Annotated in this window: 24 protein-coding genes and 1 riboswitch; of the genes, 13 read left to right on the top strand and 11 right to left on the bottom strand. The window is 61.7% G+C overall.

From position 1 onward, the window contains the following. Position 1 precedes the first annotated feature (1 nt). Complete coding sequence (locus tag ACSSVC_RS01530; protein WP_346633212.1) at positions 2-1408, bottom strand: adenosylmethionine--8-amino-7-oxononanoate transaminase; 1407 nt, start codon at positions 1406-1408, stop codon at positions 2-4. A gap of 298 nt (positions 1409-1706) precedes the next feature. Between ACSSVC_RS01530 and ACSSVC_RS01525 the strand changes: the two genes are divergently transcribed. Continuing rightward, the gene (locus ACSSVC_RS01525; RefSeq protein ID WP_346633211.1) at positions 1707-2258 is read left to right on the top strand and encodes a cytochrome b; all 552 of its coding nucleotides are present in this window, start codon (positions 1707-1709) and stop codon (positions 2256-2258) included. Positions 2259-2290: 32 nt separating this feature from the next. Beyond that, the gene (locus tag ACSSVC_RS01520) at positions 2291-2887 is read left to right on the top strand and encodes a YceI family protein (protein ID WP_011063976.1); all 597 of its coding nucleotides are present in this window, start codon (positions 2291-2293) and stop codon (positions 2885-2887) included. Positions 2888-3046: 159 nt separating this feature from the next. On the opposite strand, the gene rhlE2 is transcribed toward ACSSVC_RS01520, so the two are convergent. From rhlE2 to ahcY, 4 genes are all read right to left on the bottom strand, one after another. Next, positions 3047-4930 carry an RNA helicase RhlE2 gene (gene rhlE2 / locus ACSSVC_RS01515; protein WP_492611930.1) on the bottom strand — a complete coding sequence of 628 codons (1884 nt, stop codon included), beginning with the start codon at positions 4928-4930 and terminating at the stop codon, positions 3047-3049. A gap of 223 nt (positions 4931-5153) precedes the next feature. Beyond that, positions 5154-5969 (bottom strand): substrate-binding periplasmic protein, encoded by an 816-nt coding sequence (locus ACSSVC_RS01510; protein ID WP_346633209.1) that lies wholly within the window; start codon positions 5967-5969, stop codon positions 5154-5156. Positions 5970-6089: 120 nt separating this feature from the next. After that, positions 6090-6935 (bottom strand): methylenetetrahydrofolate reductase [NAD(P)H], encoded by an 846-nt coding sequence (metF, locus tag ACSSVC_RS01505; protein ID WP_346633208.1) that lies wholly within the window; start codon positions 6933-6935, stop codon positions 6090-6092. Between the two features lie 189 nt (positions 6936-7124). Continuing rightward, a complete protein-coding gene (gene ahcY, locus ACSSVC_RS01500) occupies positions 7125-8534 on the bottom strand; it encodes an adenosylhomocysteinase (protein ID WP_123726624.1) in 1410 nt (469 codons plus the stop codon). 21 nt (positions 8535-8555) lie between these two features. Then, a riboswitch (S-adenosyl-L-homocysteine riboswitch) is annotated at positions 8556-8662 on the bottom strand. 199 nt (positions 8663-8861) lie between these two features. Here ahcY and ACSSVC_RS01495 point away from each other — a divergent pair. Both ACSSVC_RS01495 and ACSSVC_RS01490 read left to right on the top strand, forming a co-directional pair. Then, complete coding sequence (locus ACSSVC_RS01495) at positions 8862-9257, top strand: acyl-CoA thioesterase (RefSeq protein ID WP_060841501.1); 396 nt, start codon at positions 8862-8864, stop codon at positions 9255-9257. A 104-nt stretch (positions 9258-9361) separates the two neighbouring features. Continuing rightward, on the top strand, positions 9362-10249 hold the full coding sequence (locus ACSSVC_RS01490; protein ID WP_346633207.1) for a formate/nitrite transporter family protein: 888 nt from the start codon (positions 9362-9364) through the stop codon (positions 10247-10249). Here ACSSVC_RS01490 and ACSSVC_RS01485 read toward each other — a convergent pair whose 3' ends face one another. Next, positions 10250-11509 (bottom strand): cation:proton antiporter, encoded by a 1260-nt coding sequence (locus ACSSVC_RS01485; RefSeq protein ID WP_404937836.1) that lies wholly within the window; start codon positions 11507-11509, stop codon positions 10250-10252. A 364-nt stretch (positions 11510-11873) separates the two neighbouring features. Here ACSSVC_RS01485 and ACSSVC_RS01480 point away from each other — a divergent pair, with 364 nt between their 5' ends. Further along, on the top strand, positions 11874-12707 hold the full coding sequence (locus tag ACSSVC_RS01480) for an EamA family transporter (RefSeq protein ID WP_404937835.1): 834 nt from the start codon (positions 11874-11876) through the stop codon (positions 12705-12707). 34 nt (positions 12708-12741) lie between these two features. Further along, positions 12742-13125, top strand: a complete 384-nt coding sequence (locus ACSSVC_RS01475) for an MAPEG family protein (RefSeq protein ID WP_492611929.1) — start codon at positions 12742-12744, stop codon at positions 13123-13125. Positions 13126-13205: 80 nt separating this feature from the next. Here ACSSVC_RS01475 and mltA read toward each other — a convergent pair whose 3' ends face one another. Then, positions 13206-14381 (bottom strand): murein transglycosylase A, encoded by a 1176-nt coding sequence (mltA, locus tag ACSSVC_RS01470; RefSeq protein WP_346633204.1) that lies wholly within the window; start codon positions 14379-14381, stop codon positions 13206-13208. Between the two features lie 132 nt (positions 14382-14513). Between mltA and ACSSVC_RS01465 the strand changes: the two genes are divergently transcribed. After that, a complete protein-coding gene (locus ACSSVC_RS01465; protein ID WP_025131121.1) occupies positions 14514-14963 on the top strand; it encodes a c-type cytochrome in 450 nt (149 codons plus the stop codon). 67 nt (positions 14964-15030) lie between these two features. On the opposite strand, the gene ACSSVC_RS01460 is transcribed toward ACSSVC_RS01465, so the two are convergent. The 4 genes from ACSSVC_RS01460 to ACSSVC_RS01445 form a co-directional block, all read right to left on the bottom strand. Further along, positions 15031-15426 carry a DUF1090 domain-containing protein gene (locus ACSSVC_RS01460; protein WP_492611928.1) on the bottom strand — a complete coding sequence of 132 codons (396 nt, stop codon included), beginning with the start codon at positions 15424-15426 and terminating at the stop codon, positions 15031-15033. A gap of 123 nt (positions 15427-15549) precedes the next feature. Further along, complete coding sequence (gene ligB / locus ACSSVC_RS01455; protein ID WP_492611927.1) at positions 15550-17232, bottom strand: NAD-dependent DNA ligase LigB; 1683 nt, start codon at positions 17230-17232, stop codon at positions 15550-15552. Positions 17233-17448: 216 nt separating this feature from the next. Then, the gene (metK, locus tag ACSSVC_RS01450) at positions 17449-18639 is read right to left on the bottom strand and encodes a methionine adenosyltransferase (RefSeq protein WP_346633201.1); all 1191 of its coding nucleotides are present in this window, start codon (positions 18637-18639) and stop codon (positions 17449-17451) included. A 19-nt stretch (positions 18640-18658) separates the two neighbouring features. After that, positions 18659-19654: an ArsR/SmtB family transcription factor gene (locus ACSSVC_RS01445; RefSeq protein ID WP_346633200.1), complete on the bottom strand. Its 996-nt coding sequence runs from the start codon at positions 19652-19654 to the stop codon at positions 18659-18661. A gap of 259 nt (positions 19655-19913) precedes the next feature. Between ACSSVC_RS01445 and tkt the strand changes: the two genes are divergently transcribed. The 6 genes from tkt to fba all read left to right on the top strand — a co-directional run bounded on the left by tkt (position 19914) and on the right by fba (position 26248). Next, complete coding sequence (gene tkt, locus ACSSVC_RS01440; RefSeq protein WP_492611926.1) at positions 19914-21911, top strand: transketolase; 1998 nt, start codon at positions 19914-19916, stop codon at positions 21909-21911. A 157-nt stretch (positions 21912-22068) separates the two neighbouring features. Continuing rightward, a complete protein-coding gene (gene epd / locus ACSSVC_RS01435) occupies positions 22069-23148 on the top strand; it encodes an erythrose-4-phosphate dehydrogenase (RefSeq protein WP_346633198.1) in 1080 nt (359 codons plus the stop codon). Between the two features lie 17 nt (positions 23149-23165). Further along, positions 23166-24329: a phosphoglycerate kinase gene (locus ACSSVC_RS01430; protein ID WP_346633197.1), complete on the top strand. Its 1164-nt coding sequence runs from the start codon at positions 23166-23168 to the stop codon at positions 24327-24329. 32 nt (positions 24330-24361) lie between these two features. Next, on the top strand, positions 24362-24583 hold the full coding sequence (locus ACSSVC_RS01425) for a hypothetical protein (RefSeq protein WP_346633196.1): 222 nt from the start codon (positions 24362-24364) through the stop codon (positions 24581-24583). Positions 24584-24643: 60 nt separating this feature from the next. Continuing rightward, positions 24644-24973: an MliC family protein gene (locus ACSSVC_RS01420; RefSeq protein ID WP_011063956.1), complete on the top strand. Its 330-nt coding sequence runs from the start codon at positions 24644-24646 to the stop codon at positions 24971-24973. Between the two features lie 210 nt (positions 24974-25183). After that, entirely contained in the window at positions 25184-26248 is a 1065-nt protein-coding gene (gene fba / locus ACSSVC_RS01415; protein ID WP_003229012.1) for a class II fructose-bisphosphate aldolase, read from the top strand. Positions 26249-26479: the final 231 nt, after the last annotated feature.

Raw genomic sequence — 26479 nt, 5'->3', positions numbered from 1 at the left:
TCTAGCCCGGATCGCGAAAGCCCGGGTGGAAGTCCTTGGGCACGGCCACGCTGACGGTGTCGCGGGTGGCGATGTCGATGCCTTCGCTGGCGACTTCGGCGAGGAAGTCGATCTGCTCCGGGGTGATCACGTAGGGCGGCAGGAAATACACCACGTTGCCCAGGGGGCGCAACAGGGCGCCGCGTTCCAGAGCGTGCTGGAAAACCTTCAGGCCGCGACGTTCCTGCCACGGATAGGCGCTCTTGCTGGCCTTGTCCTGGACCATCTCGATGGCCAGGACCATGCCGGTCTGGCGCACTTCGGCCACGTGGGGGTGATCCACCAGATGCGCTGTGGCGCTGGCCATGCGCTGGGACAGGGCCCGGTTGTTCTCGATGACGTTGTCCTGTTCGAAGATGTCCAGGGTCGCCAGCGCCGCCGCACAGGCCAGCGGGTTGCCGGTGTAGCTGTGGGAGTGGAGGAAGGCGCGCAGGGTTGGATAGTCATCGTAGAAGGCGCTGTAGACCTCGTCGGTGGTCATGCATGCGGCCAGGGGCAGGTAGCCACCGGTCAGGGCCTTGGACAGGCACAGGAAATCCGGACGGATGCCGGCCTGTTCGCAGGCGAACATGCTCCCGGTACGGCCGAAGCCCACAGCGATCTCATCATGGATCAGGTGCACGCCGTAGCGGTCGCAGGCTTCGCGCAATAGCTTGAGGTACACCGGGTGGTACATGCGCATGCCGCCGGCGCCCTGGATCAATGGCTCGACGATGACCGCGGCTACCGTGTCGTGGTGTTCGGCCAGGGTCTGTTCCATGGCGGCGAACATGTTTCGCGAATGCTCTTCCCAGCTCATGCCTTCGGGACGCAGGTAGCAGTCCGGGCTGGGCACCTTGAGGGTGTCCAGCAGCAGGGCCTTGTAGGTCTCGGTGAACAGCGGTACGTCGCCCACCGACATGGCGGCGATGGTCTCGCCGTGGTAGCTGTTGCTCAGGGTGACGAAGCGCTTCTTGGCCGGCTGACCGCGGTTGAGCCAGTAGTGGAAGCTCATTTTCATCGCCACTTCGATGCACGACGAACCGTTGTCGGCGTAGAAGCAGCGGGTCAGGCCTTCGGGGGTGATCTTCACCAGGCGCTCGGACAGCTCGATCACCGGCTGGTGGCTGAAACCGGCGAGGATCACGTGCTCCAGCTGGTCCACCTGATCCTTGATGCGTTGGTTGATGCGCGGATTGGCGTGGCCAAACACATTGACCCACCAGGAGCTGACCGCGTCCAGGTAACGTTTGCCTTCGAAGTCTTCCAGCCAGACACCTTCACCGCGCTTGATGGGGATCAAAGGCAGTTGTTCGTGGTCTTTCATCTGGGTGCAGGGATGCCACAGCACCGCGAGATCGCGTTGCATCCACTGATTATTCAGGCCCATGTAGAGTCTCCTGGAGGCGGAATCGGGCAAGCCTATGCAATGCATGGCCGCGGGACAACCTATTGTGTGGTGCGGCGGTCAGACAGCCGCACTCTGTACGCAAAGACGTGTCTGAGAGCTGCCAGGGCACCCGCCCTTGGTTATCCCTGATTCTTCTGAAAATCCCCTTAATCTTTTCTTAACGAGCCCAGTCCAGACTATCGATCGTATTTCTCGATATTTCAAAGCAAAAATTTCCGCTTTAATTCGATAGGTAAATCGCTAGTCTTGGTCAGCGTTTCTTACAGGATGCAACTAGATGCAGTTACGTAATTCTTCTTCGCGCTACGGCTGGGTAAGCATTGTTCTGCACTGGGGGGTGGCACTGGCAGTCTTCGGATTGTTCGCTCTGGGCCTGTGGATGGTCGGTCTCGACTACTACAGCACCTGGCGCAAGGACGCCCCGGACCTGCACAAGAGTATTGGCCTGACGCTGTTTGCGATCATGCTGCTGCGGGTGTTGTGGCGTTTTGTCAGCCCACCACCACCGGCACCGGCCAATCATGGACGTCTGACCCGCTTGGGGGCCAAGTTGGGACATGGGTTCCTGTACCTTGGCCTGTTCGCGGTCATGATGGCCGGTTACCTGATCTCCACCGCAGACGGCGTCGGTATCCCGGTGTTTGGCTTGTTTGAAGTTCCTGCCCTGGTTTCCGGACTGCCGGACCAGGCAGATGTAGCAGGTGTGGTGCATTTGTACCTGGCCTGGGCGCTGGTGATCTTTGCCGGTATCCATGGCCTGGCTGCCTTGAAGCACCACTTTATCGATCGTGATGCGACCCTTACCCGAATGCTGGGTCGCAAAGCCTGATGTTCAACCTTGACTCAAAAGGAATAGAAAGCATGTTGAAAAAGACTCTCGCCGCTCTGGCAATCGGATCTGCTGTATTGGCGGCCGGTCAAGTGATGGCAGCGGACTACGTGATCGACAAGGAAGGCCAGCACGCCTTCGTCGACTTCAAGATCAGCCACCTGGGCTACAGCTTCATCACCGGTACCTTCAAGGACCTGGACGGCAAGTTCAGCTTCGACGCGGCCAAGCCTGAAGACGCCAAGATTGAAGTCAACGTGCGCACCGCCAGCGTGTTCACCAACCACGCCGAACGTGACAAGCACATCACCAGCAAGGACTTCCTCGACGCTGGCAAGTTTGCCGATGCCAAGTTTGTCTCCACCAGCGTCAAGCCTACCGGCAAGAATGCCGACGGCAAGCTGACCGCTGACGTGGCTGGCGACCTGACTCTGCACGGCGTGACCAAGCCGGTCGTGGTCAAGGCCACCTTCCTGGGTGAAGGCAAGGACCCATGGGGCGGCTACCGTGCCGGCTTCGAAGGCACCACCAGCATCAATCGCCAGGATTTCGGCAAGATGATGGACCTGGGCCCGGCGTCCAACAACGTCGACCTGTACATCAGCTTCGAAGGTGTGAAAGCGAAGTAAATCTCGCTGGTAGTCACGAAACGCCGACCTTGTGTCGGCGTTTTGCTTTGCTGGCGAAGGCGGCGTTGAGCGTTAGCGAGTGTTCGCTGGCAAGCTGGCCTCTACGAAAAACGCCCCGGGTCTTGCGACCCGGGGCGTTTTTCATTTCAACCTGCGGACTCAGCGATTGCGGGTCAGCAGTGCCGGCTTCTCGCCCCGTGGGCGGCTTGGCAACTGGTCCAGTTGCTCAGGCGTCGGGAAGCGATCGGCCTTGGACTCCTTGTGCATGATCTTCGGCTGATTGCCCCGAGGATTCTGCACTGCCGGTTCCTGGCGTGGCTGTTCGTCACGGTTCGGGCGACGATTGCGCGATTCGTCGCGACGGCCCTGGCTGTCACGAGGGGCGCCGTTGCGTGGGCCGCCGCTGCGCTTGGCCGGCGCGGTGCCGGTGGTGCTGCCGTTGCTGTTGCGTGGGTTGCCGGAGCGACCCTGGCCACCACCAGCGCCACCACCAGCACCACCGCGTGGCGGATTGCCGGCACCGGCGCCTGCGCCCTGGGCCGGAGCCCCTGGACGGCGACCACGGCCCTGGTTGTTCTTGTTCTGGTACGGGCTGACGTAGTCAGCGCGGTTACCGAAGTTATCCACGTCGTCGTCGAGGAACTCATCCGGTGCCCGGTCGGCACGTGGAGTCGGCTGGCGCTGTTCGCGGGCCGGAGTGCCTTCACGAGGTTTCTGCTCGCGGGCGGGGCGCTCGCCACGGGCCGGCTTGTCTTTGCCGCCCTTGTCCTTGCCCTTGTCCTTGCGACCACCGCCGCCGCCACCGTTCGGGCCATCGCCACGAGGGCCGCGGGAGTTGCGCGGGTTGCGCACATCCGGACGCTCGCGCACTTCCGGCTTCTCGGCTTCCACAGCGCTGGCATCGAAGCCCATCAGGTCGCCGTCGGCGATCTTCTGCTTGGTCATGCGCTCGATGCTTTTCAGCAGTTTTTCTTCGTCAGGGGCTACCAGGGAGATGGCCTCCCCCGAGCGGCCGGCGCGGCCGGTACGACCGATACGGTGCACGTAGTCTTCGTCGACGTTAGGCAGTTCGAAGTTGACCACGTGGGGCAGTTGGTCGATATCCAGGCCGCGGGCGGCGATATCGGTGGCGACCAGGATGCGTACGTCGCCGGCCTTGAAATCGGCCAGGGCCTTGGTACGGGCATTCTGGCTCTTGTTACCGTGGATCGCCACAGCGCTCAGGCCGTGCTTGTCCAGGTACTCGGCCAAGCGGTTGGCGCCGTGCTTGGTACGGGTAAACACCAGCACCTGTTCCCAGGCACCGGCGGTGATCAGGTGCGCCAGCAGCGAGCGCTTGTGACTGGCAGGCAGGCGGAACACCCGCTGCTCGATACGCTCCACCGTGGTGTTCGGCGGGGTGACTTCGATGCGCTCGGGGTTGTGCAGCAGCTTGCCGGCCAGGTCCGTGATGTCCTTGGAGAAGGTCGCGGAGAACAGCAGGTTCTGACGCTTGGCAGGCAGGCGGGCGAGGACCTTCTTGACGTCATGGACGAAGCCCATGTCGAGCATGCGGTCGGCTTCGTCGAGCACGAGGATTTCCACGTGGGACAGATCGACGCTGCCTTGGCCGGCCAGGTCCAGCAGACGGCCGGGGCATGCCACCAGCACATCGACGCCACGGGCCATGGCCTGGACCTGCGGGTTCATGCCGACGCCGCCGAAGATGCAGGCGCTGACGAACTTAAGGTCGCGGGCGTACAGCTTGAAGCTGTCATGCACTTGCGCGGCCAGTTCGCGAGTCGGGGTCAGGACCAGTACGCGCGGTTGGCGCGGGCCGTGACGCTGGGATTTGTCCGGGTGACCGTTGGGAAACAACCGCTCCAGGATCGGAAGGGCGAAACCGCCGGTTTTACCAGTACCTGTCTGTGCCGCGACCATCAGATCGCGACCTTGCAACACGGCGGGAATGGCCCGCTGTTGCACCGGAGTAGGCTGGGTGTAGCCGGCGGCTTCAATGGCACCGACTAAAGCCTCGGAGAGACCGAGGGAAGCAAAGGACATGAGTAATCCTGTTTTAGTGAGGGCTTGGCCCAAAGGGATAATCTTGCCGAGCGTGAATCGCGTTTAAGAGGACGCAATCCCGTCCGGTCCTGCTGGCCTGAAGACTCATCCATCGCAGGCTCGCGCGGGCCGGTTGGCTGCGCCGTAGCGGGGTGGAGATGCCTTGAACAGGGTCCAGCGTCCGGGCGTAAGCCTGGCGGGAGGCCGGAGTATAACAGAGCAATCAGTGTGCGCTGCTTTCCTGCTGCTCAACGGTTTTTTCTGACTCCCGGGTGGAGGAGGACCTGACAGGGGGCAGCACAGGTTCTGCTCCGTACTTGGCGCTCAACTCGGCGTAAGCCGGTTCGCGCTTGAAGCGCTTGAGTTCGGCGCCGAAGCGTTGCACCAATAGGTCCATCCCGGCGTTGCGGCGTACCGCCAGGTACTGGCTTTGGCGGCTGATGACCGCGGGGTTCTGGCTGACCTGATCGCGAATGCCCAGGCTGTCCAGTAGATGCTGACCCACTCGCTTATCGGTAATCAGCAGGTCGATCCGCCCCAGTAGCAGCTTGCCGAAGTTGGCTTCATGGGTCGGTGCCGGCTCGCGGTTGAACAGGGTCGAGTTGCTGAAGTCATCGCTATACAGATAGCCGGGAGAGGTACCGATGGTCAGCCCCTTGAGTTCATCCAGGTGCTTGAACGGATGGGGACGCTGCTTGGCGTAGAACATCACGAATTCCACGTCCGAGAGAGGCTCGCTGGGGTAGAGCAGGGTGCTGTCGCGCTGGTCGCTATGAAAGATATCCAGGGCTCCGTCGGCCTGGCCGGTTTCCAGCATGGCCAGGCAGCGTTTCCACGGCAGGAACTGCCACTCCACTTCTATCCCCAGGCGCTGAAAGACAATGGCCGTGGTTTCGTAGTCCAGCCCCCGGGCCTTGCCGTTTTCCTCATAGACATAAGGTGCCCAGGGTTCGGTGACAACGCGCAGCTTCTCGCCATGGGCAGCGAGGCTCAGGCAAGTGCAGAGAAGGGCTGTCAGCAGCTGGGCAATGACGGACATTGCTGGAGATTACGACGAGAGAACATGCAATTGCTAGGGGCAGTTCCAGCCGCTCTAGATCAAGGCTGAGGCAAATAAAAAGGCCCCGGTTTGCGCCGGGGCCTGGTGAAGCGTTGCCGATCAGCGCGGCAGCTTCAGGTTGTTCCAGATTGCCAGGCTCGGGTCGGCCTGGTTCAGGGTGTAGAAGTGCAGTCCTGGTGCGCCGCCCTGCAGCAGGCGCTCGCACATCTCGCTGATGACCTGCTCGCCAAAAGCCTGGATGCTGGCGCTGTCGTCACCGTAGGCCTCCAGCTGCTTGCGGATCCAGCGAGGGATCTCGGCGCCGCAGGCGTCGGAGAAGCGCGCCAGCTTGCTGTAGTTGGTGATCGGCATGATGCCCGGCACGATCGGGATGTTCACACCCATCTTCTGCACGCGCTCGACGAAGTAGAAGTAGCTGTCGGCATTGAAGAAGTACTGGGTGATCGCACTGTCGGCACCGGCATTGGCCTTGCGTACGAAATGGGTGAGATCGTCTTCGAAGTTGCGTGCTTGCGGGTGCATCTCCGGGTAGGCGGCGACTTCTATATGGAAGTGGCTGCCGGTTTCTTCACGAATGAAGCTCACCAGATCATTGGCGTGGCGCAGCTCGCCGCTGGCCATGCCCATGCCCGAAGGCAGGTCGCCGCGCAGGGCTACGATGCGCTTGATGCCGGCTGCCTGGTATTGCTGCAGCAGGTCGCGCAGGTCGTCCTTGCTGTCGCCAACGCAAGACAGGTGCGGAGCGGCAGGGACTTTTACTTCGCTCTCCAGTTGCAGCACGGTGTTGACCGTACGATCACGGGTCGAGCCGCCGGCACCGTAGGTGCAGGAGAAGAAGTCGGGGTTGTAGCCAGCCAGCTGACGGGCAGTGGCGAGCAGTTTTTCATGCCCAGCATCGGTCTTGGTCGGAAAGAACTCGAAGCTGTAGCGACGATCTTGGGACATGGAAGCAACCTCCAGCTACAAGTCACAAGCTGCAAACGCCAAGAGAAGCGTGGGTGCGCTCATCTCCTGATTCTGGAGCCTGTTGCCTGACGCTGTTTAAGCAAATAGGGGCAAAGCTTGAGGCTTTGTGCGGCAAGCCTGGCTTGTGGCCCTGGCTTGCCGCTTGAAGCTCAACGCTTGCAACTGCTCTTAGTAGCGATAAGCGTCTGGCTTGAACGGACCTTCAACGGTCACGCCGATGTAGTCAGCCTGTTGCTTGGTCAGTTGAGTGACCACGCCGCCGAAGCCGCGCACCATTTCCAGGGCCACTTCTTCGTCGAGTTTCTTCGGCAGTACTTCAACGGTCAGGCGCTCGGCTTTCTGGGCCGGCGACAGGTCGGCGTACTTCTGGCCGAACAGGAAGATCTGCGCCAGAACCTGGTTGGCGAACGAACCGTCCATGATGCGGCTTGGGTGACCGGTGGCGTTGCCCAGGTTTACCAGGCGGCCTTCGGCCAGCAGGATCAGGTAGTCGTCGTTCTGTGGGTCGAAATCGCCATGGCCGGTACGGTGGATCTTGTGTACCTGTGGCTTCACTTCTTCCCATGCCCAGTGCTTGCGCATGAAAGCGGTGTCGATTTCGTTGTCGAAGTGGCCGATGTTGCAGACCACGGCGCGCTTTTTCAGGGCCTTGAGCATGTTTGCGTCGCAAACATTGACGTTACCGGTGGTGGTCACGATCAGGTCGATCTTGCCCAGCAGGGCCTTGTCGATGCTGGCTTCGGTGCCGTGGTTGATACCGTCGATGAACGGCGAAACCAGTTCGAAACCGTCCATGCAGGCTTGCATGGCGCAGATCGGGTCGACTTCCGAAACCTTGACGATCATGCCTTCCTGGCGCAGGGACTGGGCCGAGCCCTTGCCCACGTCACCGTAGCCGATGACCAGCGCTTGCTTGCCGGACAGCAGGTGGTCGGTGCCGCGCTTGATGGCGTCGTTGAGGCTGTGACGGCAGCCGTACTTGTTGTCGTTCTTGCTCTTGGTCACCGAGTCGTTGACGTTGATCGCAGGAACCTTCAGCTCACCCTTGGCCAGCATGTCCAGCAGGCGGTGTACGCCAGTGGTGGTTTCTTCGGTCACGCCGTGAACGCGCTCCAGCACCTGTGGATACTTGTCGTGCAGCAGCTGGGTCAGGTCGCCGCCGTCGTCGAGGATCATGTTGGCGTCCCAAGGCTGGCCATCCTTGAGGATGGTCTGCTCCAGGCACCACTCGTACTCTTGCTCGGTCTCACCTTTCCAGGCGAACACAGGGATGCCGGCGGCGGCGATGGAGGCGGCGGCCTGGTCCTGAGTCGAGAAGATGTTGCAGGACGACCAGCGAACTTCGGCACCCAGGGCAACCAGGGTTTCGATCAGCACGGCGGTCTGAATGGTCATGTGGATGCAACCGAGGATTTTCGCGCCCTTGAGCGGCTGTTCGGTCAGGTACTTGCGGCGCAGACCCATCAGGGCCGGCATTTCCGACTCGGCGATGATGGTTTCGCGGCGGCCCCAGGCGGCCAGGGAAATGTCGGCGACTTTGTAATCGGTAAAATCTGCAGGCGTGTTTACAGCGCTCATGAAGAGCCTCCATTCGTAATGTGCGAATGGGCGCCGTTGTGCGTTTAGTGTCCGTACAGGGAAGCCTGTACCGACAACGCCCCATCCGAGCCTGACAGGTCATGCCTGCTGCAGCGCCCCTCGGACAGGTGGCGGGAAAACGGTATCAAGTGCAGATGACCGTTTTGAAACGGTGGCGATTATAGCCGCCTGGGCCAGACTTCCAAAAGTGTTTCTGTTGCCTGGATGAAGATCGTTAATCGCGACCATAGTCGATGTTGCATAGAGCATGACTGCCCGGTCTGCCATTATGCCGGGCATCAATTGGCAGGACGGTCAGGAGTGCATATGAATTTCCACACCCGCAAGTGGGTAAAACCCGAAGACCTCAACCCCAACGGCACGCTGTTCGGCGGCAGCCTGTTGCGCTGGATCGACGAAGAAGCGGCGATCTACGCCATTGTCCAGCTGGGCAACCAGCGAGTGGTTACCAAGTACATCTCGGAAATCAACTTCGTCAGTGCCTCACGCCAGGGCGACATCATTGAGCTGGGCATCACCGCCACCGAGTTCGGTCGTACGTCTATTACCCTGACTTGCGAAGTGCGCAACAAGATCACCCGCAAATCCATTCTCACCGTAGAGAAGATGGTCTTCGTCAACCTCGGTGAAGATGGCCTGCCGGCGCCCCATGGCCGCACCGAGATCAAGTACGTCAAGGATCAGTTCAAGGACGAAGCCTGAAACCACTCGCCGGCGAGGGCCTTGGTCCCATTCGCCAGGCAGGACGGAACAGCCCTGAACCCCGCATGTCGTAATTCATACGGCCCACTTGGTTCAGGACTCTCATGGACACTCGAAACGACGGTAAAACCCCCGGTCTTTCGGCCGCGGAGCAGCAGGACGTCGACCGCAACCAGCCGCCCCGCGCGGCGGTCCTGCACGAAATCATCCGCACCCAGGGCGATCAGGAGCTGGAGCGTAGCGTCGCCGCCCTGTGGTGGTCGGCTCTGGCGGCCGGCCTGACCATGGGCCTGTCCCTGATGGGCATGGGCCTGCTCAACTCCCGTCTGCCGGATGGCGAAGCCTTCAAGGTGATCGCCAGCTTCGGCTACTGCGCGGGCTTTCTGGCGGTGATTCTCGCGCGCCAGCAACTGTTCACGGAAAACACCCTGACCGCGGTACTGCCGGTGATGAGCAAGCCGAGCCTGAGTAACTTCGGGCGGTTGCTGCGCTTATGGGGCGTGGTGCTGGTGGGTAATCTGTGCGGCACCCTGCTGGTGGCTTACGTCATGCTGCATCTGCCAATCTTCGACAGCCGGACCGACCAGGCCTTTCTGGAAATCGGCCGCAAGGTGATGGAGAACGACAGCTCGCAGATGTTCGCCAAGGGCATCATCTCCGGCTGGATGATCGCCACCATGGTCTGGATGATTCCGTCCATGGAGAGCGCCAAGATGTGGATCATCATCCTCATCACCTACCTGATGGCGCTGGGGGATTTCACCCACATCGTGGTGGGGTCGGCCGAGGTCTCTTATCTGGTGTTTGCCGGCGAGCTGGGGTGGCGGGATTTCTGGCAGGTTTTCGCCGGGCCGACCCTGGCGGGGAACATCATCGGTGGCAGTTTCATCTTCGCCCTGATCAGCCATGCCCAGGTGCGCAGCGAGAGCGGCACAGCGAACAAAAACGCGGATCGGGCAGCGGCGCCCGATCCGCGACAGATCAAGAAGTGATCAGTGGGCCTCGGTCTTGGCTACCGGGGCATCCTGGGTAACGTGACGCACCAGCTTGCCGATGCTCAGGCCCTGCAGCAGGATCGAGGACAGCACCACGATGTAGGTGATGCTCAGTACCAGGTCGCGCTCCGGCCCCAGGGGCAGAGCCAGCGCCAGCGCCACCGAGACGCCACCGCGCAGGCCGCCCCAGGTCAGTACGCGAATGGTGCCCCGGGGCACGCTGCGCCAGCGGCGCAGCAGGAGGATTGCCGGGGCCACGGTGAGCAGGCGCGACAGCAAGATGGCCATGGCCAGCAGGCTGGCGGCCGCCAGGTGCAGCCAGTTGAACGGCAGTAGCAACAGTTCCAGGCCGATCAGGGCGAACAACAGGGCGTTGAGCATGTCGTCCAGCAGCTCCCAGAAACCATCCAGGTAACGCCGGGTCATGTCGTTCATCGCCAGGTTGCGCCCCAGATTGCCGATGATCAGGCCGGCTACCACCATGGCGATCGGCGCCGATACGTGGATCTCGCTGGCCATGGCCGAACCGCCGATCACCAGAGCCAGGGTCAGCATCACTTCGATCTGGTGCTGCTCGATGCTCTTGATCATCAGGTACACCAGGTAGCCGATCAGGCCGCCGAACACTACGCCGCCAATGGCTTCATGCACGAACAGCCAGGCAGTGGCGCCCACCGTCGGGGTTTCACCCAGTTGGGCGATGCCCAGCAGTACAGTGAACACCACTACCGCTGTGCCGTCGTTGAACAGCGACTCGCCGACGATAGTGGTCTTCAGCGGCTTGGAGGCGTTGGCAGTCCGCAGTACGCCCAGCACTGCGATGGGGTCGGTGGGGGAGATCAGTGCGCCGAACAGCAGGCAGTAGAGGAAGCTCACATGCCAGCCGAACAGACCGAAGATCCAGTAGGCCAGGCTGCCGATGACGAAGGTGGCGATCAGCACGCCGACGGTGGCCAACAGGCCGATGGGCCAGCGGTAACTGCGCAGATCGTTGAGGTTGACGTGCAGGGCGCCAGCGAACAGCAGGAACGACAGCATCCAGTTCATCAGCAGGTCGCCGAAGTCGATCTTGCCGATCAGTTCCTCGACATGTTCCTCCAGGCCGGGGAAGCCGAGGTAGCTCAATCCCTGCAGCAGCAAGGAGAAGAGCAGGGCGGTGACCATCACGCCGATGGTCGGCGGCAGGCCGATAAAGCGGAAATTGACGTAGGTGAGCAGGGTGGTCAGGCAGATAAAGGCAGCGACAAGTTCAAGCATCCGGACTCCTTTGGATGATCACAGGAAAAGCAGCCTGAACTCTTTCAGGCCAAAGGTTTGATGTGCCAGCGGCGGGACGGGACACAGTTTGTTATGGCGCGGGCGTCTGCTCCCTTGCCATGGCAGTGCTATTCAGTCGCACCCATTGACCGCAGCGCGGGGGTGACGTTGCAGGTCTATCGGAAAAAAGCCCCGGGCAGGCCCATGCTGCCGAATTCGCTGCCGCCACTGCCAAAAATGCCGGCGGCCAGTGCAAGCCGGGCAGCTGCTATGCGAGGATTCCCCCTCTGTGGTTGGGCGCTCTGGCCAGGCATGGCTGTACCGCACGAGATTCGATGACCTTCAGGCAAACAGGGAGTGCGAGGTGCTAGCGACAAGTCTGGTTCTGGTGGCGGCGCTGCTGCATGCGGCATGGAACACCCTGATCAAGTTCAGCGGTGAACGATTGCTGGTGGTGGCCTGCATGGACAGCGTGGCGCTGCTGTTCGTGGCAATCATGCTGTTTTTCCTGCAATGGCCGCCGCTGGAAATCTGGCCCTGGATCATCGCCTCGGCGGCCTTCGAGCTCTTGTACCGCTATTTGCTGATCCAGGCGTATCGGGTAGGCGACCTGGGACTGGTCTATCCACTGATGCGCGGCTTGTCGCCCCTGGTGGTGCTGGCCCTGACCCTGATCTTTGCCGGCGAGGCCCTGAGCACTCAGCAAATTCTCGGCATCCTGCTGATTCCCTTCGGCATGCTTTGCCTGCTCTGGCAGGGTGGAGGTGGCGCGCGCCTGCCCTGGAGCATGCTGCCGGTGGTGGCGCTGATCGGGCTGTGCATTGGTTGCTACACCTTTATCGATGGCCAGGCCCTGCGCCGCTGGTCACACCCGCTGGACTACCTGACCTGGGTCACGCTGCTCAGCGCCTGGCCTTTTCCCCTGGTGGCCGTGGTGTGGAAACGGCCCGCGTTTGTGCAGTTCTGGCGTGAACAATGGCGCCTGGGGCTGAGCGTCGGCTTCTGTGTACTGTTCAGCTACGCTCTGGTGCTTTGGGCCATGCAGTTGGGCTCGATTGCAGAAGCGGCGGCGCTGCGTGAAATCAGTGTGATTCTGGTGGTGCTGTTCGGTATGCGCTACCTGAAAGAACCTTTCGGCCGGCCACGGCTCTTAGCCTGTGGATTGGTGCTGATTGGCATGTTGGTGATGAAGTTCTGAACACTCCCTAAAATTCTAAAAAAGGATTTGCTCCATGACTGTCGCTTTCTGGTGTGTGTTGATCGCAATTGTTCTGCCCTATCTGTGTACCGCCATCGCCAAGGGCGCCGGCAAATACGGGCTCCGCTACAACCATGACCCACGGGCGTTCCTGAGTACCCTGGAGGGTCTGCCCAAGCGTGCCCACAACGCGCAGCTCAATGGTTTCGAGGTGACCCCGGCATTCGCAGCGGCGGTGATCATCGCCCATGTGGCGGGTAACGCCGAACTGGTGACCATCAACGTGCTGGCGGTGCTGTTTGTCACCAGCCGCCTGCTGTACATGATCTGCTACCTGGCGAACTGGGCGATCCTGCGCTCCCTGGTGTGGTTCGTGGGCATGGGCCTGATCGCCAGTTTCTTCTTCGTTTCAGTCTGACCCTTGCCTTCGTAGGAGCCGGCTGCGGGCAGGGGCACCCGCAAGATCGTCTTCGCCGGCAAGCCGGCTTCTATACGGGGTTAAGGGGTATTGGGAACTTCCGGCACTTTGGGCAGCGCCGCCCCCTTGGGCCAGAGCATCCAGATCTGGCCGGACTGCTTCATGTCGCCGGCCAGTTGTCCGGCGGCGTCGCCAGTGCCCCAGAACAGGTCGGCGCGCACTTCGCCGGTGATAGCGCCGCCCGTGTCCTGGGCGGCCACGGGACGTACCAGGCTGCTGCCGTCGGGACGGGTGGTGGACAGCCACAACAGGCTGCCCAGGGGGATGACCTTGCGATCCACTGCGACGCTGTAGCCAGAGGTCAGCGGTACGTTCAGCGAGCCCCTGGGGCCTTCGTTGCTGTCCGGGTTGCGATTGAAGAACACGTAGCTCGGGTTGCTGCCCAGCAGTTCGGGAATCCGCGTCGGATGGGCCTTGGCCCAGGCGGCGATGGTGCCCATGGTCACGTCTTCTTTTTTCAGTTCCCCCTGCTCCACCAGCCAGCGGCCGATGGGCCGGTAGGGATGGCCGTTCTGGTCGGCATAGCCGATCCGCAGTTGGCGTCCGTCATCCAGCTGGATCCTTCCCGAGCCCTGGATCTGCAGGAATTGCAGGTCCATCGGATCAGTCAGCCAGGCCAGCACCGGAGCCTTCACCCCCTTGGTCTCGATGGTCGCGGCATCGTCATAGGGCTTGAGGACCCTGCCTTCGAGGCGGCCCCTCAGGCGCTTGCCCTTGAGCTCCGGATAGATGCTGTCCAGAGCGACGATGATCATGTCGTCCGGCACGCCGTACACTGGCACATTGGCCGTCTGGGTCTGGGTCAGGCTGCCGGGATACACCGGTTCGTAATAGCCGGTGATCAAGCCGGTGCTGCTGCCGCTGCCCGAGCGCAGCCCATAGACCTCCAGGTGCTCCTTGAGAAAATCGCGGATAGCGGCCGGGGTCTGTGGCACGTTGGCTGCTGCAGCGCAGGTGGCGCCCCACACCGGGTCGGCTTTGAGGCGGGTGCAGGCGCTGCGCCAGGAGCCGAAACCGGCCAGCAGGTCGTTATCGGCAACACTGGGCAGAGAGTCCCACGGTGCACTGTTGTAGGTGGCCAAGGCGTGAGTTGGCGCAGGCTTGCCGTTGTCGCCGCCGTTGCAGCCGGCGAGCAGTGCCAGGGCCGGCAGGGTCCAGAGCAGGTGGCGACGCCAGCGGGGGAAGCTCGGGTTCATGCTGTATTTCCTTTAAGAGTTATCCACAGACTGCGTGACTGCGAACAACCCCTATTATTAATAGGGCTATTGGTGTTTGCCGGGGAGGCGAGGATACTGGCCGCCGTTTCCGTGACCTGACCTGAAGCCACCATGACGCTAAAAAGACTTTCTGTTGTATTGCTGGCCTGCCTGACGCTTTCCGCCTGTGGCGGTGTCGACCCCAACTCTCCCCTGGGTCAGCGCAAGGCGATCTTCAAACAGATGCTCAAGACCGGCGAGGACCTGGGAGGCATGCTGCGTGGGCGGATTCCTTTCGACGGTGCACGTTTTGCCGAAGGTGCGGTCAAGCTCGACAGCCTGTCCCATGAACCCTGGAAGCACTTCCCTGAGGTCAAGGAAGAGGATCACACCAGCGCCACCGATGACGTCTGGCGCAAGCAGGCGCGATTCCAGGAGCTGGCGCGCAACCTCGAGGCGGCCACCGGCGAACTGGTGACCATCAGCCAGGTTCAGCCTTACAAGGCCAGTAACCTGGGGCCGGCAGTGCAGAAGGTTGAAGACGTCTGCAGTGCGTGCCACAAAGAATTCCGCAATCACTGAGTGGCGCTTCTGACAAGCTGGTTTGCGCTGGCGAGGGAGCAAGTTCCCTCGCCACGACAAGCGCCGCTTACTTGTCCAGTTCGTCCAGGGCTTGCTGCAGTTCCTTGCGGGACTCGGCGAGCTTGTCCTTGCGCTTGTTGATCTTCTCCGAGTCGCCTTTTTTCATGGCCTTTTCCAGGTCGGCCTGGCGCCGGCTGACTTCGTGCTTGGCTTCCAGCACCTTGTTTTCCCGATCCTTCTTCAGCGAGGCATCAGTGCAGTGGGCGGTGACTTCGCTCAGGGCGCGCTCCAGGCCGGCTTGCTGATTGCTGTTGTCATGGGCCTTGGCCTGTTCGATCTGGGTCATGATGGCTTGGCGCTTGGCGGCGCAACCGGTCAGTTGCGGGGCTTGCTCGGCGGCCAGCAGGGGCGCGCTCATCAGGCTGCACAGGGTCAGGGCAGCGAGGGATGGAAACAGTTTCATGGAAGGCTCCAGGTGAAAAAAGATCAAAAAATAACCAATTTAAATATTGACGCTGGTATCGGGAGTGGGTTGTTGGAACCCAATCACGCCTGGGTGGTTCAACCTGCGCCCCAGGATGACGGATTAAAAACCATCGATACCCGCTTCACTCAAGGTGGCACGCAGGGCCAGTACCTGTGAATCACGAAAGAATGCCGTCAGTTGCGCAGCACGTTCCGCTCCTATTCCTGCTTCGTCCTGCCAGTCCTGGCTGCTTTTGCGCGCCAGGGTTTGCCATGGCCCGCTCAGGTCAGCTGAGCCACTGGGTGGCAATCCGAGGGATTTCAGCCAGCGAGGGAAGGGTTGCTGCCTTGCCCGGTGCAGGCTCTCGAGCAAACGAGAGCTGCTGCGTTTGCCGAAGCCGGCAATGTTAGCAAGCTCTGCCTGATCCAGGGTCAGCCAATCCAACAGGCCTTTGATACGCCCTGTTTCAACCAGCCTGGTCCAGGTCTGCTCGCCGATATTCTGCAGGTCCAGGCCCTGCCTGCTGCTGAGCCAGGTCAGTCGCGCGAGAAACTGACTCTCGCAACCGGGAGATGGCTGCCAGCAGCTCAAGCCATGAAAGTCCTCCTGGGCCGGAGCCTGGATGGCCTGGCGTTGCGGGCTCCTGAGTACCACACCCTCCAGGCGAGGAATGGTCAGTCCGGCAAGGCTGATGGCCACCTGATCGCCGGGCACTATATCCAGCGCCCGCCAGCGTTGTAGCGAACCGACGCTGACCCGGCGGATTTTTCGGTCATCGAGGGTGACAGGCTCGACATCCAGCAAGGGGGTGATGCGTCCGGTGCGGCCGATCCGGAATCGCACCTGGCGCACATGGGCCAGGGCCTGGGCGTAGGGATATTTCCACGCGGCAATCCAGTGTGGAGCTTTGGCCTGCCAGCGCTCGGCAGCCGGGCGCTGGCTCTGTCGCAGAATGATGCCGTCGCTGGCAAAGGGCAGGGGCGAGCGGTACCAGTGCTCCCGCCATTGCCGGGCCTCGCTGAACCCGTTGATGGGCCGGCTGTATTCGCGGCCTTCGGCAAAGCCCAGTTGCGCCAGTTGCTCCAGGCGTTCACTCAAGGTAGCGGGGCCTTGGGGCCAGTCCCAGACAAACAGGCCGATCTGTTCTGCCTCCGCCATCGACAGGTGTTTGCGCGCCAGCCATCCGGCGACTCGGCTGCGAGCATTGAGACTGCCTGCGCGGGCCTGGATGTGTTGATCCAGTCGTTGATACAGCTCCCCTTGCAGCAGCAGATCCACGGGTTGTGGCAATTGTTTGGGAATGGCCGGGATCTGTCGGGCATTGGCGCTCCAGTCATGGCCCAGCACCCCGTCACCTCGGCTTAATGCCTGGCGGAAGCGGCCCTGGCGGTAGATCAGGGTCACGGCCACGCCGTCGATCTTGGGCTGCGCCCAAATACCTTCGCGGCCTTTTAGCCAGAGCTGTACGGCGTTGTCGTCGGGGAGTTTTTCCACTCCGGTGTGAGCAATGGGGTGAGGGATGCTGCCCCGGGCGTCAAGCAACGGCCGGTCAGCAGTCACGGGTATCTGTGGGAAGCAGCGCTGCAAGTTGGCCAGGCGCTGACGGGACTGGTCGTAGAGTTCGTCGGCTACAGGCGATTGGCCGTGCCGGTGGTAGCGGGTGTCCCAGTTCTTGAGCTGTTGTTGCAGGGCGCTGATTTCCAGGTCGGCCTGGGACGTTGGCCATTTGGGACATTGGGCCAGGGCGGGTAGGCCTGCGAGGGCCAGAAGCAGCAGGAAGAGTCTTGGCAGCATGGGGAGCATCCTTGCTCTGATGGGCATGCGCTAAAGGCTAGAGGGGATTGGCGGCGGGCTTGGACGAAGGTGTTTGCTGGGTGTTTCATCGGGCGCCAACACTCGTCGTCAATGGCCCGGAGCCCTGTATCGACGGTTGTCGGCTGGCTTTGGAAGGAAACCTTCAGCCACAAAAAAGCCCCGCCGGGCGAGCCGGGCGGGGCTTTGGATGTTGCCAGGTGAAGCTTACAGGCCGGCAGCAGCGCGCAAGGCGTCGGCGCGGTCGGTTTTTTCCCAAGTGAAGGTGGTGAAGGTGTCCTCACCCACGGTCTTGGTTTGTGGCGCACGGCCGAAGTGACCGTAGGCCGCGGTTTCCTGGTACATCGGGTGCAGCAGGTCGAGCATGGTGGTGATCGCGTAAGGACGCAGGTCGAAGTGCTCGCGGACCAGTTTGACGATCTTGTCGTCGCTGATCTTGCCGGTGCCGAAGGTGTTCAGCGAGATCGAAGTCGGTTGCGCCACGCCGATGGCGTAGGACACCTGGATCTCGCAACGCTCGGCCAAGCCAGCGGCGACGATATTCTTGGCGACATAGCGGCCGGCGTAGGCTGCCGAACGGTCGACCTTGGATGGATCCTTGCCGGAGAACGCGCCGCCGCCGTGACGGGCCATGCCGCCGTAGCTGTCGACGATGATCTTGCGGCCGGTCAGACCGCAGTCGCCCACTGGGCCACCGATGATGAACTGGCCGGTCGGGTTGATGTGGAATTGGGTGTCTTTGTGCAGCAGTTCAGCAGGCAGCACGTGCTTGACGATCAGTTCCATCACGCCTTCGCGCAGGTCGTTGTAGGACACTTCCGGGTTGTGCTGGGTCGACAGCACTACCGCGTCGATGCCGACCACGATGCCGTTTTCATAGCGGCAGGTGACCTGTGACTTGGCGTCCGGGCGCAGCCACGGCAGCAGACCCGATTTGCGCGCTTCAGCCTGGCGATGTACCAGCTGGTGCGAGAACGCGATCGGAGCCGGCATCAGCGCTGCGGTTTCGTTGCTGGCGTAGCCGAACATCAGACCCTGGTCGCCGGCGCCCTGATCTTCAGGCTTGGCACGGTCGACACCCTGGTTGATGTCAGGGGACTGCTTGCCGATGATGTTCATCACGCCGCAGGTCGCGCCATCGAAGCCGACTTCGGAGCTGGTGTAGCCGATGTCGCAGATCACGTCGCGGACGATCTGTTCCAGGTCGACCCAGGCGCTGGTGGTGACTTCGCCGGCGACGATGGCAACACCGGTCTTGACCAGGGTTTCCACCGCTACGCGGGCGTGCTTGTCCTGGGCAATGATGGCGTCCAGCACCGCATCGGAAATCTGGTCAGCGATTTTATCCGGATGCCCTTCAGACACGGACTCGGAGGTGAAAAGGGAGTATTCGCTCATCTCGACGGTTTCCTAAAATTTACCGATGGTGAGTGTCGCCAGCCGGTCGCTGAAAATGGCGGACCTGGATCTGGAAACCATTACGTAAGCCTACATAGAGACTTTCCCCGGGAGTCAGTCCCGCAGCGGTGGCCCAACGAGCCAAATCATCTTGTTCGAACCCTAGCCAGAGATCGCCGCAAGCCTCTTTGGCCCAACTCTGGTTGTGGCTGCACAAGTCTGTTACCAACAGGCTACCGCCTGGTTGCAGCAATTGGGCCATCTGCTTGAGGGCTTCGGCCGGTGCGGCGAAATGGTGCAGGACCATGTTCAGCACTACGCAATCGGCCGTCAGCTGTACGCCATCCAATGCATCGGCCAGTTGCAGGCTGACGTTAGCCAATGTTTCGCGCTCACACAGCTGGCGCGCCAGTTCAAGCATTGCCGGACTGTTGTCCAGCGCGGTTACCCGGGCAAAGCGTCGGGCCAGTTCAGGGAGAAATCCACCGTCACCGGGACCCACTTCAATGGCTGTGGCCATTGGGTTGAAACTCAGCTTGTCCAGCAGCGCGAGAACACTGTCGCGGTACTGGGGCAGTCCTGCGATCAGGTCCTGCTGGGCGCGGAATTTCTCCGCCACCCGGGAAAAGAAGTCTTGGCTGGCCGCGGCCCGTTGCCGGTGCACCAGGCCGATCCGGCCCTGGACATCCACCGGCAGCCGTACCTGGTCGACTTCGTCCAGCAGGGCTGCGTGGAGCTTGCCCCCCAGAAGTTCGGTATGGGGCAGGGCACGGCGATAGAAAATCGCATTGCCTTCACGGCGGGTCGCCACCAGGCCGGCCTGGGCCAGGACCTTCAAGTGGTGACTCATGCCGGACTGGCCGATAGCAAAGATCTGAGCCAGTTCCAGTACGCCGAACGAGTCGTTGCTCAGTGCGCGCAAGACATTGAGCCGTAGAGGATCGCCGCCGGCCTTGCACAGGGCTGCCAGTTCGTCGCAATCGTCATGCTCAATGGAGGGTGCGTGCAGGTTCATAGGGGCGCAGTCTAGAGGTGCCTGCAAAGGCCTGCAACACCAATATCAAAAAGTTTTGATATTGGTGTTGCAGGGGCCTTTGCCAGAGCTGTTCGTTGCCTTGTCAACGAACGGCAAGCGGGTTTCTCCAGTGGATTGAGTGCTTATCCATGGGAAAAACATGCCTGAGTGACTATCTGTCATTGCCCCCGCCAGACGCCTGAGGGAAAATGCAGGCCTTTTTTCCGTTTCGTTTTATTCAATCCTCAGGAGATCAGCGATGCCCAGCCGTCGTGAGCGTGCCAACGCCATTCGTGCCCTCAGCATGGATGCCGTGCAAAAAGCCAACAGCGGCCATCCAGGTGCCCCTATGGGTATGGCGGATATCGCCGAAGTACTTTGGCGTGACTACCTGAAGCACAACCCGAGCAATCCATCCTTCGCCGACCGTGACCGCTTCGTGCTGTCCAACGGTCACGGCTCGATGCTGATCTACTCGCTGCTGCACCTGACCGGCTACGACCTGTCGATCGATGACCTGAAAAGCTTCCGCCAACTGCACAGCCGCACTCCGGGTCACCCGGAATTCGGCTACACCCCAGGTGTGGAAACCACCACTGGCCCACTGGGCCAGGGCCTGGCCAATGCCGTGGGCTTCGCCCTGGCGGAAAAAGTCCTGGCGGCGCAGTTCAACCGTCCAGGGCACAACATCGTCGATCACCACACCTACGTGTTCCTGGGTGATGGCTGCATGATGGAAGGCATTTCCCATGAAGTCGCTTCCCTGGCCGGTACCCTGGGCCTGGGCAAGCTGATCGCTTTCTACGATGACAACGGCATTTCCATCGACGGCGAAGTCGAAGGCTGGTTCACCGACGACACGCCGAAGCGTTTCGAAGCCTACAACTGGCAGGTGATCCGCAATGTCGACGGCCACGATCCGGAAGAGATCAAGACCGCCATCGACACCGCGCGCAAGAGCCCGCTGCCAACCCTGATCTGCTGCAAGACCACCATCGGTTTCGGTTCGCCGAACAAGCAAGGCAAGGAAGACTGCCACGGCGCGCCACTGGGTGCCGAGGAAATCGCCCTGACCCGCGCTGCGCTGAAGTGGAACCATGGCCCGTTCGAAATCCCGGCTGATATCTACGCCGAGTGGGACGCCAAGGAAGCCGGTCGCGCCGTGGAAGCCGAGTGGGATCAGCGCTTCGCTGCCTACTCTGCGGCCTTCCCAACCGAAGCCAATGAACTGGTACGTCGCCTTGCGGGTGACCTGCCGGCAGACTTTGCCGAGAAGGCCGACGTCTATATCGCTGAAGTCGCGGCCAAGGGCGAAACCATCGCCAGCCGTAAAGCCAGCCAGAACACCCTGAACGCCTTCGGCCCGCTGCTGCCTGAATTCCTCGGCGGTTCGGCTGACCTGGCCGGTTCCAACCTGACCCTGTGGAAAGGCTGCAAGGGCGTCAGCGCTGAAGACGCCAGCGGCAACTACATGTACTACGGCGTGCGCGAGTTCGGCATGACCGCCATCATGAACGGCGTTGCCCTGCACGGTGGCCTGGTGCCTTACGGCGCGACCTTCCTGATGTTCATGGAATACGCACGCAACGCAGTGCGCATGTCGGCGCTGATGAAGCAGCGAGTGATCCATGTCTACACCCACGACTCCATCGGTCTGGGCGAAGACGGCCCGACTCACCAGCCGATCGAGCAACTGACCAGCCTGCGCACCACCCCGAACCTCGACACCTGGCGTCCAGCCGATGCCGTGGAATCGGCGGTGTCCTGGAAGTACGCCCTGGAGCGCAAGGACGGCCCATCGGCGCTGATCTTCTCCCGCCAGAACCTGCAGCACCAAACCCGTGATGCCGGGCAGATTGCTGACATCAGCCGTGGTGGCTATGTGTTGAAAGACTGCGCAGGCGAGCCTGAGCTGATCCTGATCGCCACCGGTTCGGAAGTGGGCCTGGCGGTGCAAGCCTTCGACAAACTGACCGAGCAAGGCCGCAAGGTGCGCGTGGTTTCCATGCCGTGCACCAGCGTGTTCGATGCCCAGGATGCGGGCTACAAGCAATCGGTTCTGCCGTTGCAGGTCAGCGCGCGGATCGCCATCGAAGCTGCTCACGCCGACTTCTGGTACAAGTACGTCGGTCTGGAAGGCCGTGTGATCGGCATGACCACCTACGGCGAGTCGGCGCCAGCGCCGGCCTTGTTCGAAGAGTTCGGCTTCACCCTGGACAACATCCTGGGCCAGGCTGAAGAGCTGCTGGAAGACTAAAAAAGCACGCGGTGGCCCAGCCACCGCGATCCCTTTGTAGGAGCTGGCTTGCCAGCGATTCGCGGTCTGCCTGGCACACCGCTGATCGCTGGCAAGCCAGCTCCTACGATGGGGTGCGTATAACAAGTTCGTCTGCCTGTGCCTGATCGAGAACCCCATGCCTCAACCGCGTCCCTATAAAGTTGCACTCAACGGCTACGGCCGGATTGGTCGTTGCGTCTTGCGTGCTCTGTTCGAGCGGGGGGCTGCGGCCGGATTCGAGATCGTTGCAATCAACGATCTGGCCGACATGGCCAGTGTCGAATACCTGACACGCTTCGACTCCACCCACGGCCGGTTTCCCGGCGAGGTGAAGGTCGATGGCGACTGTCTGCATATCAATGGCAACTGCGTGAAAGTGCTGCGCAGTGCCACCCCTGAAGGCATCGATTGGGCGTCCCTGGACGTCGATCTGGTGCTGGAATGCTCCGGCGCCTACCACACCCGTGAAGACGGCCAGCGTTTTCTCGACGCCGGCGCGCCGCGGGTGCTGTTCTCCCAGCCGATGGCCAGCGAGGCGGATGTCGACGCCACCATCGTTTATGGGGTGAATCAGGAGTGCCTGACCGGCGCCGAGCTGCTGGTTTCAAACGCCTCCTGCACTACCAACTGCGGTGTGCCGCTGTTGCGCCTGCTGGATCAGGCCATCGGCCTGGAATACGTGTCGATCACCACCATTCACTCGGCGATGAACGACCAGCCGGTGATCGATGCCTATCACCACGAGGACCTGCGCCGTACCCGTTCGGCGTTCCAGTCGGTGATCCCGGTGTCCACTGGTCTGGCGCGTGGTATCGAGCGCCTGTTGCCGGAACTTGCCGGGCGAATTCAGGCCAAAGCTGTGCGAGTGCCGACGGTCAACGTGTCCTGCCTGGATATCACCATGCAGACCGTGAGCGATACCGACGCCACCGAGGTCAACCGGATCCTTCGCGAGGCCGCCACCAGCGGTCCGCTCAAGGGCCTGCTGGCGTATACCGAGCTGCCTCACGCCAGCTGTGATTTCAATCATGATCCCCATTCGGCGATCGTCGATGCCAGTCAGACCCGCGTTTCCGGCCCCCGGCTGGTGAACATCCTGGCGTGGTTCGACAACGAATGGGGTTTTGCCAACCGGATGCTGGATGTTGCTGGGCACTACCTGCAGACAGCCACTCCACGCTCTGACTCTAAACTCTCTGTTTCTGAAGAACAGTAACCCAGGAATTGCGACCCATGACCGTGTTGAAGATGACCGACCTCGATCTGCAAGGTAAGCGCGTGCTGATCCGCGAAGACCTCAACGTCCCAGTCAAGGACGGTGTTGTCACCAGCGATGCGCGGATCCTGGCTTCGCTGCCGACCATCAAGCTGGCCCTGGAAAAAGGCGCGGCAGTGATGGTCTGCTCGCACTTGGGCCGCCCGACCGAAGGCGAGTTCTCCGCCGAGAACAGCCTCAAGCCGGTAGCTGACTACCTGAGCCATGCCCTGGGCCGTGAAGTGCCGCTGGTGGCCGACTACCTGGGTGGTGTCGAGGTCAAGGCCGGCGACATCGTGCTGTTCGAGAACGTGCGCTTCAACAAGGGCGAGAAAAAGAACGCCGACGAGCTGGCTCAGCAATACGCTGCCCTGTGCGACGTGTTCGTGATGGACGCTTTCGGCACCGCGCACCGCGCCGAGGGTTCGACCCATGGCGTGGCCAAGTTCGCCAAAGTGGCCGCTGCAGGTCCCCTGCTGGCTGCTGAGCTGGACGCACTGGGCAAGGCCCTGGGCAACCCGGCCAAGCCGATGGCGGCCATCGTTGCCGGTTCCAAGGTGTCCACCAAGCTGGATGTGCTCAATAGCTTGAGCCAGATCTGCGACCAGTTGATCGTCGGCGGCGGCATTGCCAACACCTTCCTGGCCGCTGCCGGGCATCCGGTGGGCAAGTCGCTGTACGAGCCGGACCTGCTGGACACCGCCCGCGCCATCGCCGCCAAGGTCAGCGTACCGCTGCCGGTGGACGTGGTCGTGGCCAAGGAGTTCGCCGACAGCGCCGAAGCTACCGTCAAGCTGATTGCCGACGTGGCCGCTGACGACATGATCCTGGACATCGGCCCGCAAACCGCGGCCCAGTTCGCCGAACTGCTGAAAACCTCCAAGACCATCCTCTGGAACGGTCCTGTAGGTGTGTTCGAATTCGACCAGTTCGGCAACGGCACCAAGGTACTGGCCCAGGCCATCGCCGACAGCGCCGCGTTCTCCATTGCCGGCGGTGGCGACACTCTGGCGGCCATCGACAAGTATGGCGTTGCCCAGCAGATCTCCTACATTTCTACCGGTGGCGGCGCCTTCCTCGAGTTCGTCGAGGGCAAGGTGCTGCCGGCGGTTGAAGTCCTGGAAGCCCGGGCCAAGGCCTGAGATTCCCGTTGGCCGGGCAAAGGAGTGTTCTGATGGTCAAGACATTGCCACTGTTGATCGCCGTGGCTTTGCTGGCGGGGTGCTCCGGCACTCCACAGGCAAAGTCGGCCGATGAGGCCGGCGAGCCGGACAAGGGCTGCTACCAGGCCGATTGGCAGGCCGAGACGGCACCGGTGATTAACAAGCGCCTGGGCCCTGAGGGTCTGGAGAAGTACGAGACACCGTCAAAGACCAGGGAACAGGGTTGCCCTTGACGGGTCGGATTGGATAACGCAACGCGCTGGGGCCTGTGGGCTGCCGGCCGAGGAACATCGATGAAAGGTTTGATCGCCGTGGCGATGCTGGGCTTGCTGGCAGGTTGCGCCAACCTGAACCTGCTCAAGTCGCCGACCACTGACAACTGGACGACCTGGACCTGTGACAGCCAGGCCCAGGTGCTCTGGCGCTACACCGACGATAGCCGCAAGGCGGTCGATGTGCGCCTGGGGGGCGACGATCAGGTTCGGCGCCTGAAGCTTGAGCCCAGTGGTTCGGGTTCGCTGTACAGCGATGACATGCTGGCGTTTCACGTCAAGGGCGAGGAGGGCCTGGTCTACTGGGTCGCCACCAACGACCTGATCGGCCGCGGCTGCAAGGCCATGTAGGTGCTGGCTTGCCAGCGAAGGCGGCCTCCAGACCTGTGCAAGGTTCAAGGCCCCTTTCGCCGGCGAGCCGGCTCCTACAGGGCTGTAGAGATTTGGTTTTAACGGATAGAGCAGGGCGGGCTGACCCCCGATCTGCAATCACTTGAATAGCAGTCGCCGCTACGGCAGGCTTGCACGATTAACGACCCTCGACCGGGAGAGACACACACAATGGCACTCATCAGCATGCGCCAGATGCTGGACCACGCAGCCGAGTTCGGCTACGGCGTTCCAGCCTTCAACGTCAACAACCTTGAGCAGATGCGCGCCATCATGGAAGCCGCTGACAAGACTGACTCCCCGGTGATCGTTCAGGCGTCGGCCGGTGCGCGCAAGTACGCCGGTGCGCCGTTCCTGCGTCACCTGATCCTGGCGGCGATCGAAGAATTCCCGCATATCCCGGTGTGCATGCACCAGGACCACGGCACCAGCCCTGACGTCTGCCAGCGCTCGATCCAGCTGGGCTTCTCCTCGGTCATGATGGACGGCTCCCTGGGCGAAGACGGCAAGACCCCGACCGACTACGAATACAACGTGCGCGTCACCCAGCAGACCGTGGCCATGGCCCACGCCTGCGGCGTGTCAGTAGAAGGCGAGCTGGGCTGCCTGGGTTCCCTGGAAACCGGCATGGCCGGTGAAGAAGACGGCATCGGCGCCGAAGGCGTGCTGGATCACAGCCAGATGCTGACCGACCCGGAAGAGGCTGCGGACTTCGTCAAGAAGACCCAGGTCGACGCCCTGGCCATCGCCATCGGTACCAGCCACGGTGCCTACAAGTTCACCAAGCCGCCTACCGGCGACGTGCTGGCCATCGACCGCATCAAGGAAATCCACAAGCGCATCCCCAATACCCACTTGGTGATGCACGGTTCTTCGTCGGTTCCGCAAGAGTGGCTGGCGATCATCAACCAGTACGGCGGCGACATCAAAGAAACCTACGGCGTGCCGGTTGAAGAAATCGTCGAAGGCATCAAGTACGGCGTGCGCAAGGTCAACATCGACACCGACCTGCGCCTGGCGTCCACCGGTGCCATGCGTCGTCTGATGGCCACCAACCCGAGCGAGTTCGACCCGCGCAAGTTCTTCGGTGCCACCGTAACCGCCATGCGCGACGTGTGCATCGCGCGTTACGAAGCCTTCGGTACTGCCGGCAACGCTTCGAAGATCAAGCCGATCTCCCTGGAAGCGATGTTCCAGCGTTACCTCAAGGGTGAGCTGAACGCCAAGGTCAACTAAGCCTTAGCGTCATCCGGAAAGCCCGCAGCGATGCGGGCTTTTTTGTGCCCGCAATTCCCGCCTCCTACAGGTGGCCGAGGTGTTTTTTTGTAGGAGCTGGCTCGCCAGCGAAGAGGACCTTTGGGATTGCGCTGTGTTCAAGGGCGCCTTTGCCGGCAAGCCGGCTCCGACAGGTGGTCGAGGTGTTTTTTTGTAGGAGCTGGCTTGCCAGCGAAGAGGGCCTTTGGGCAT

The sequence above is a fragment of the Pseudomonas sp. E1BtOHC1 genome (assembly GCF_058744285.1).
The sequence above is the reverse complement of the archived record's forward strand: the minus strand, read 5'-3'. Positions and strand labels throughout refer to the sequence as shown.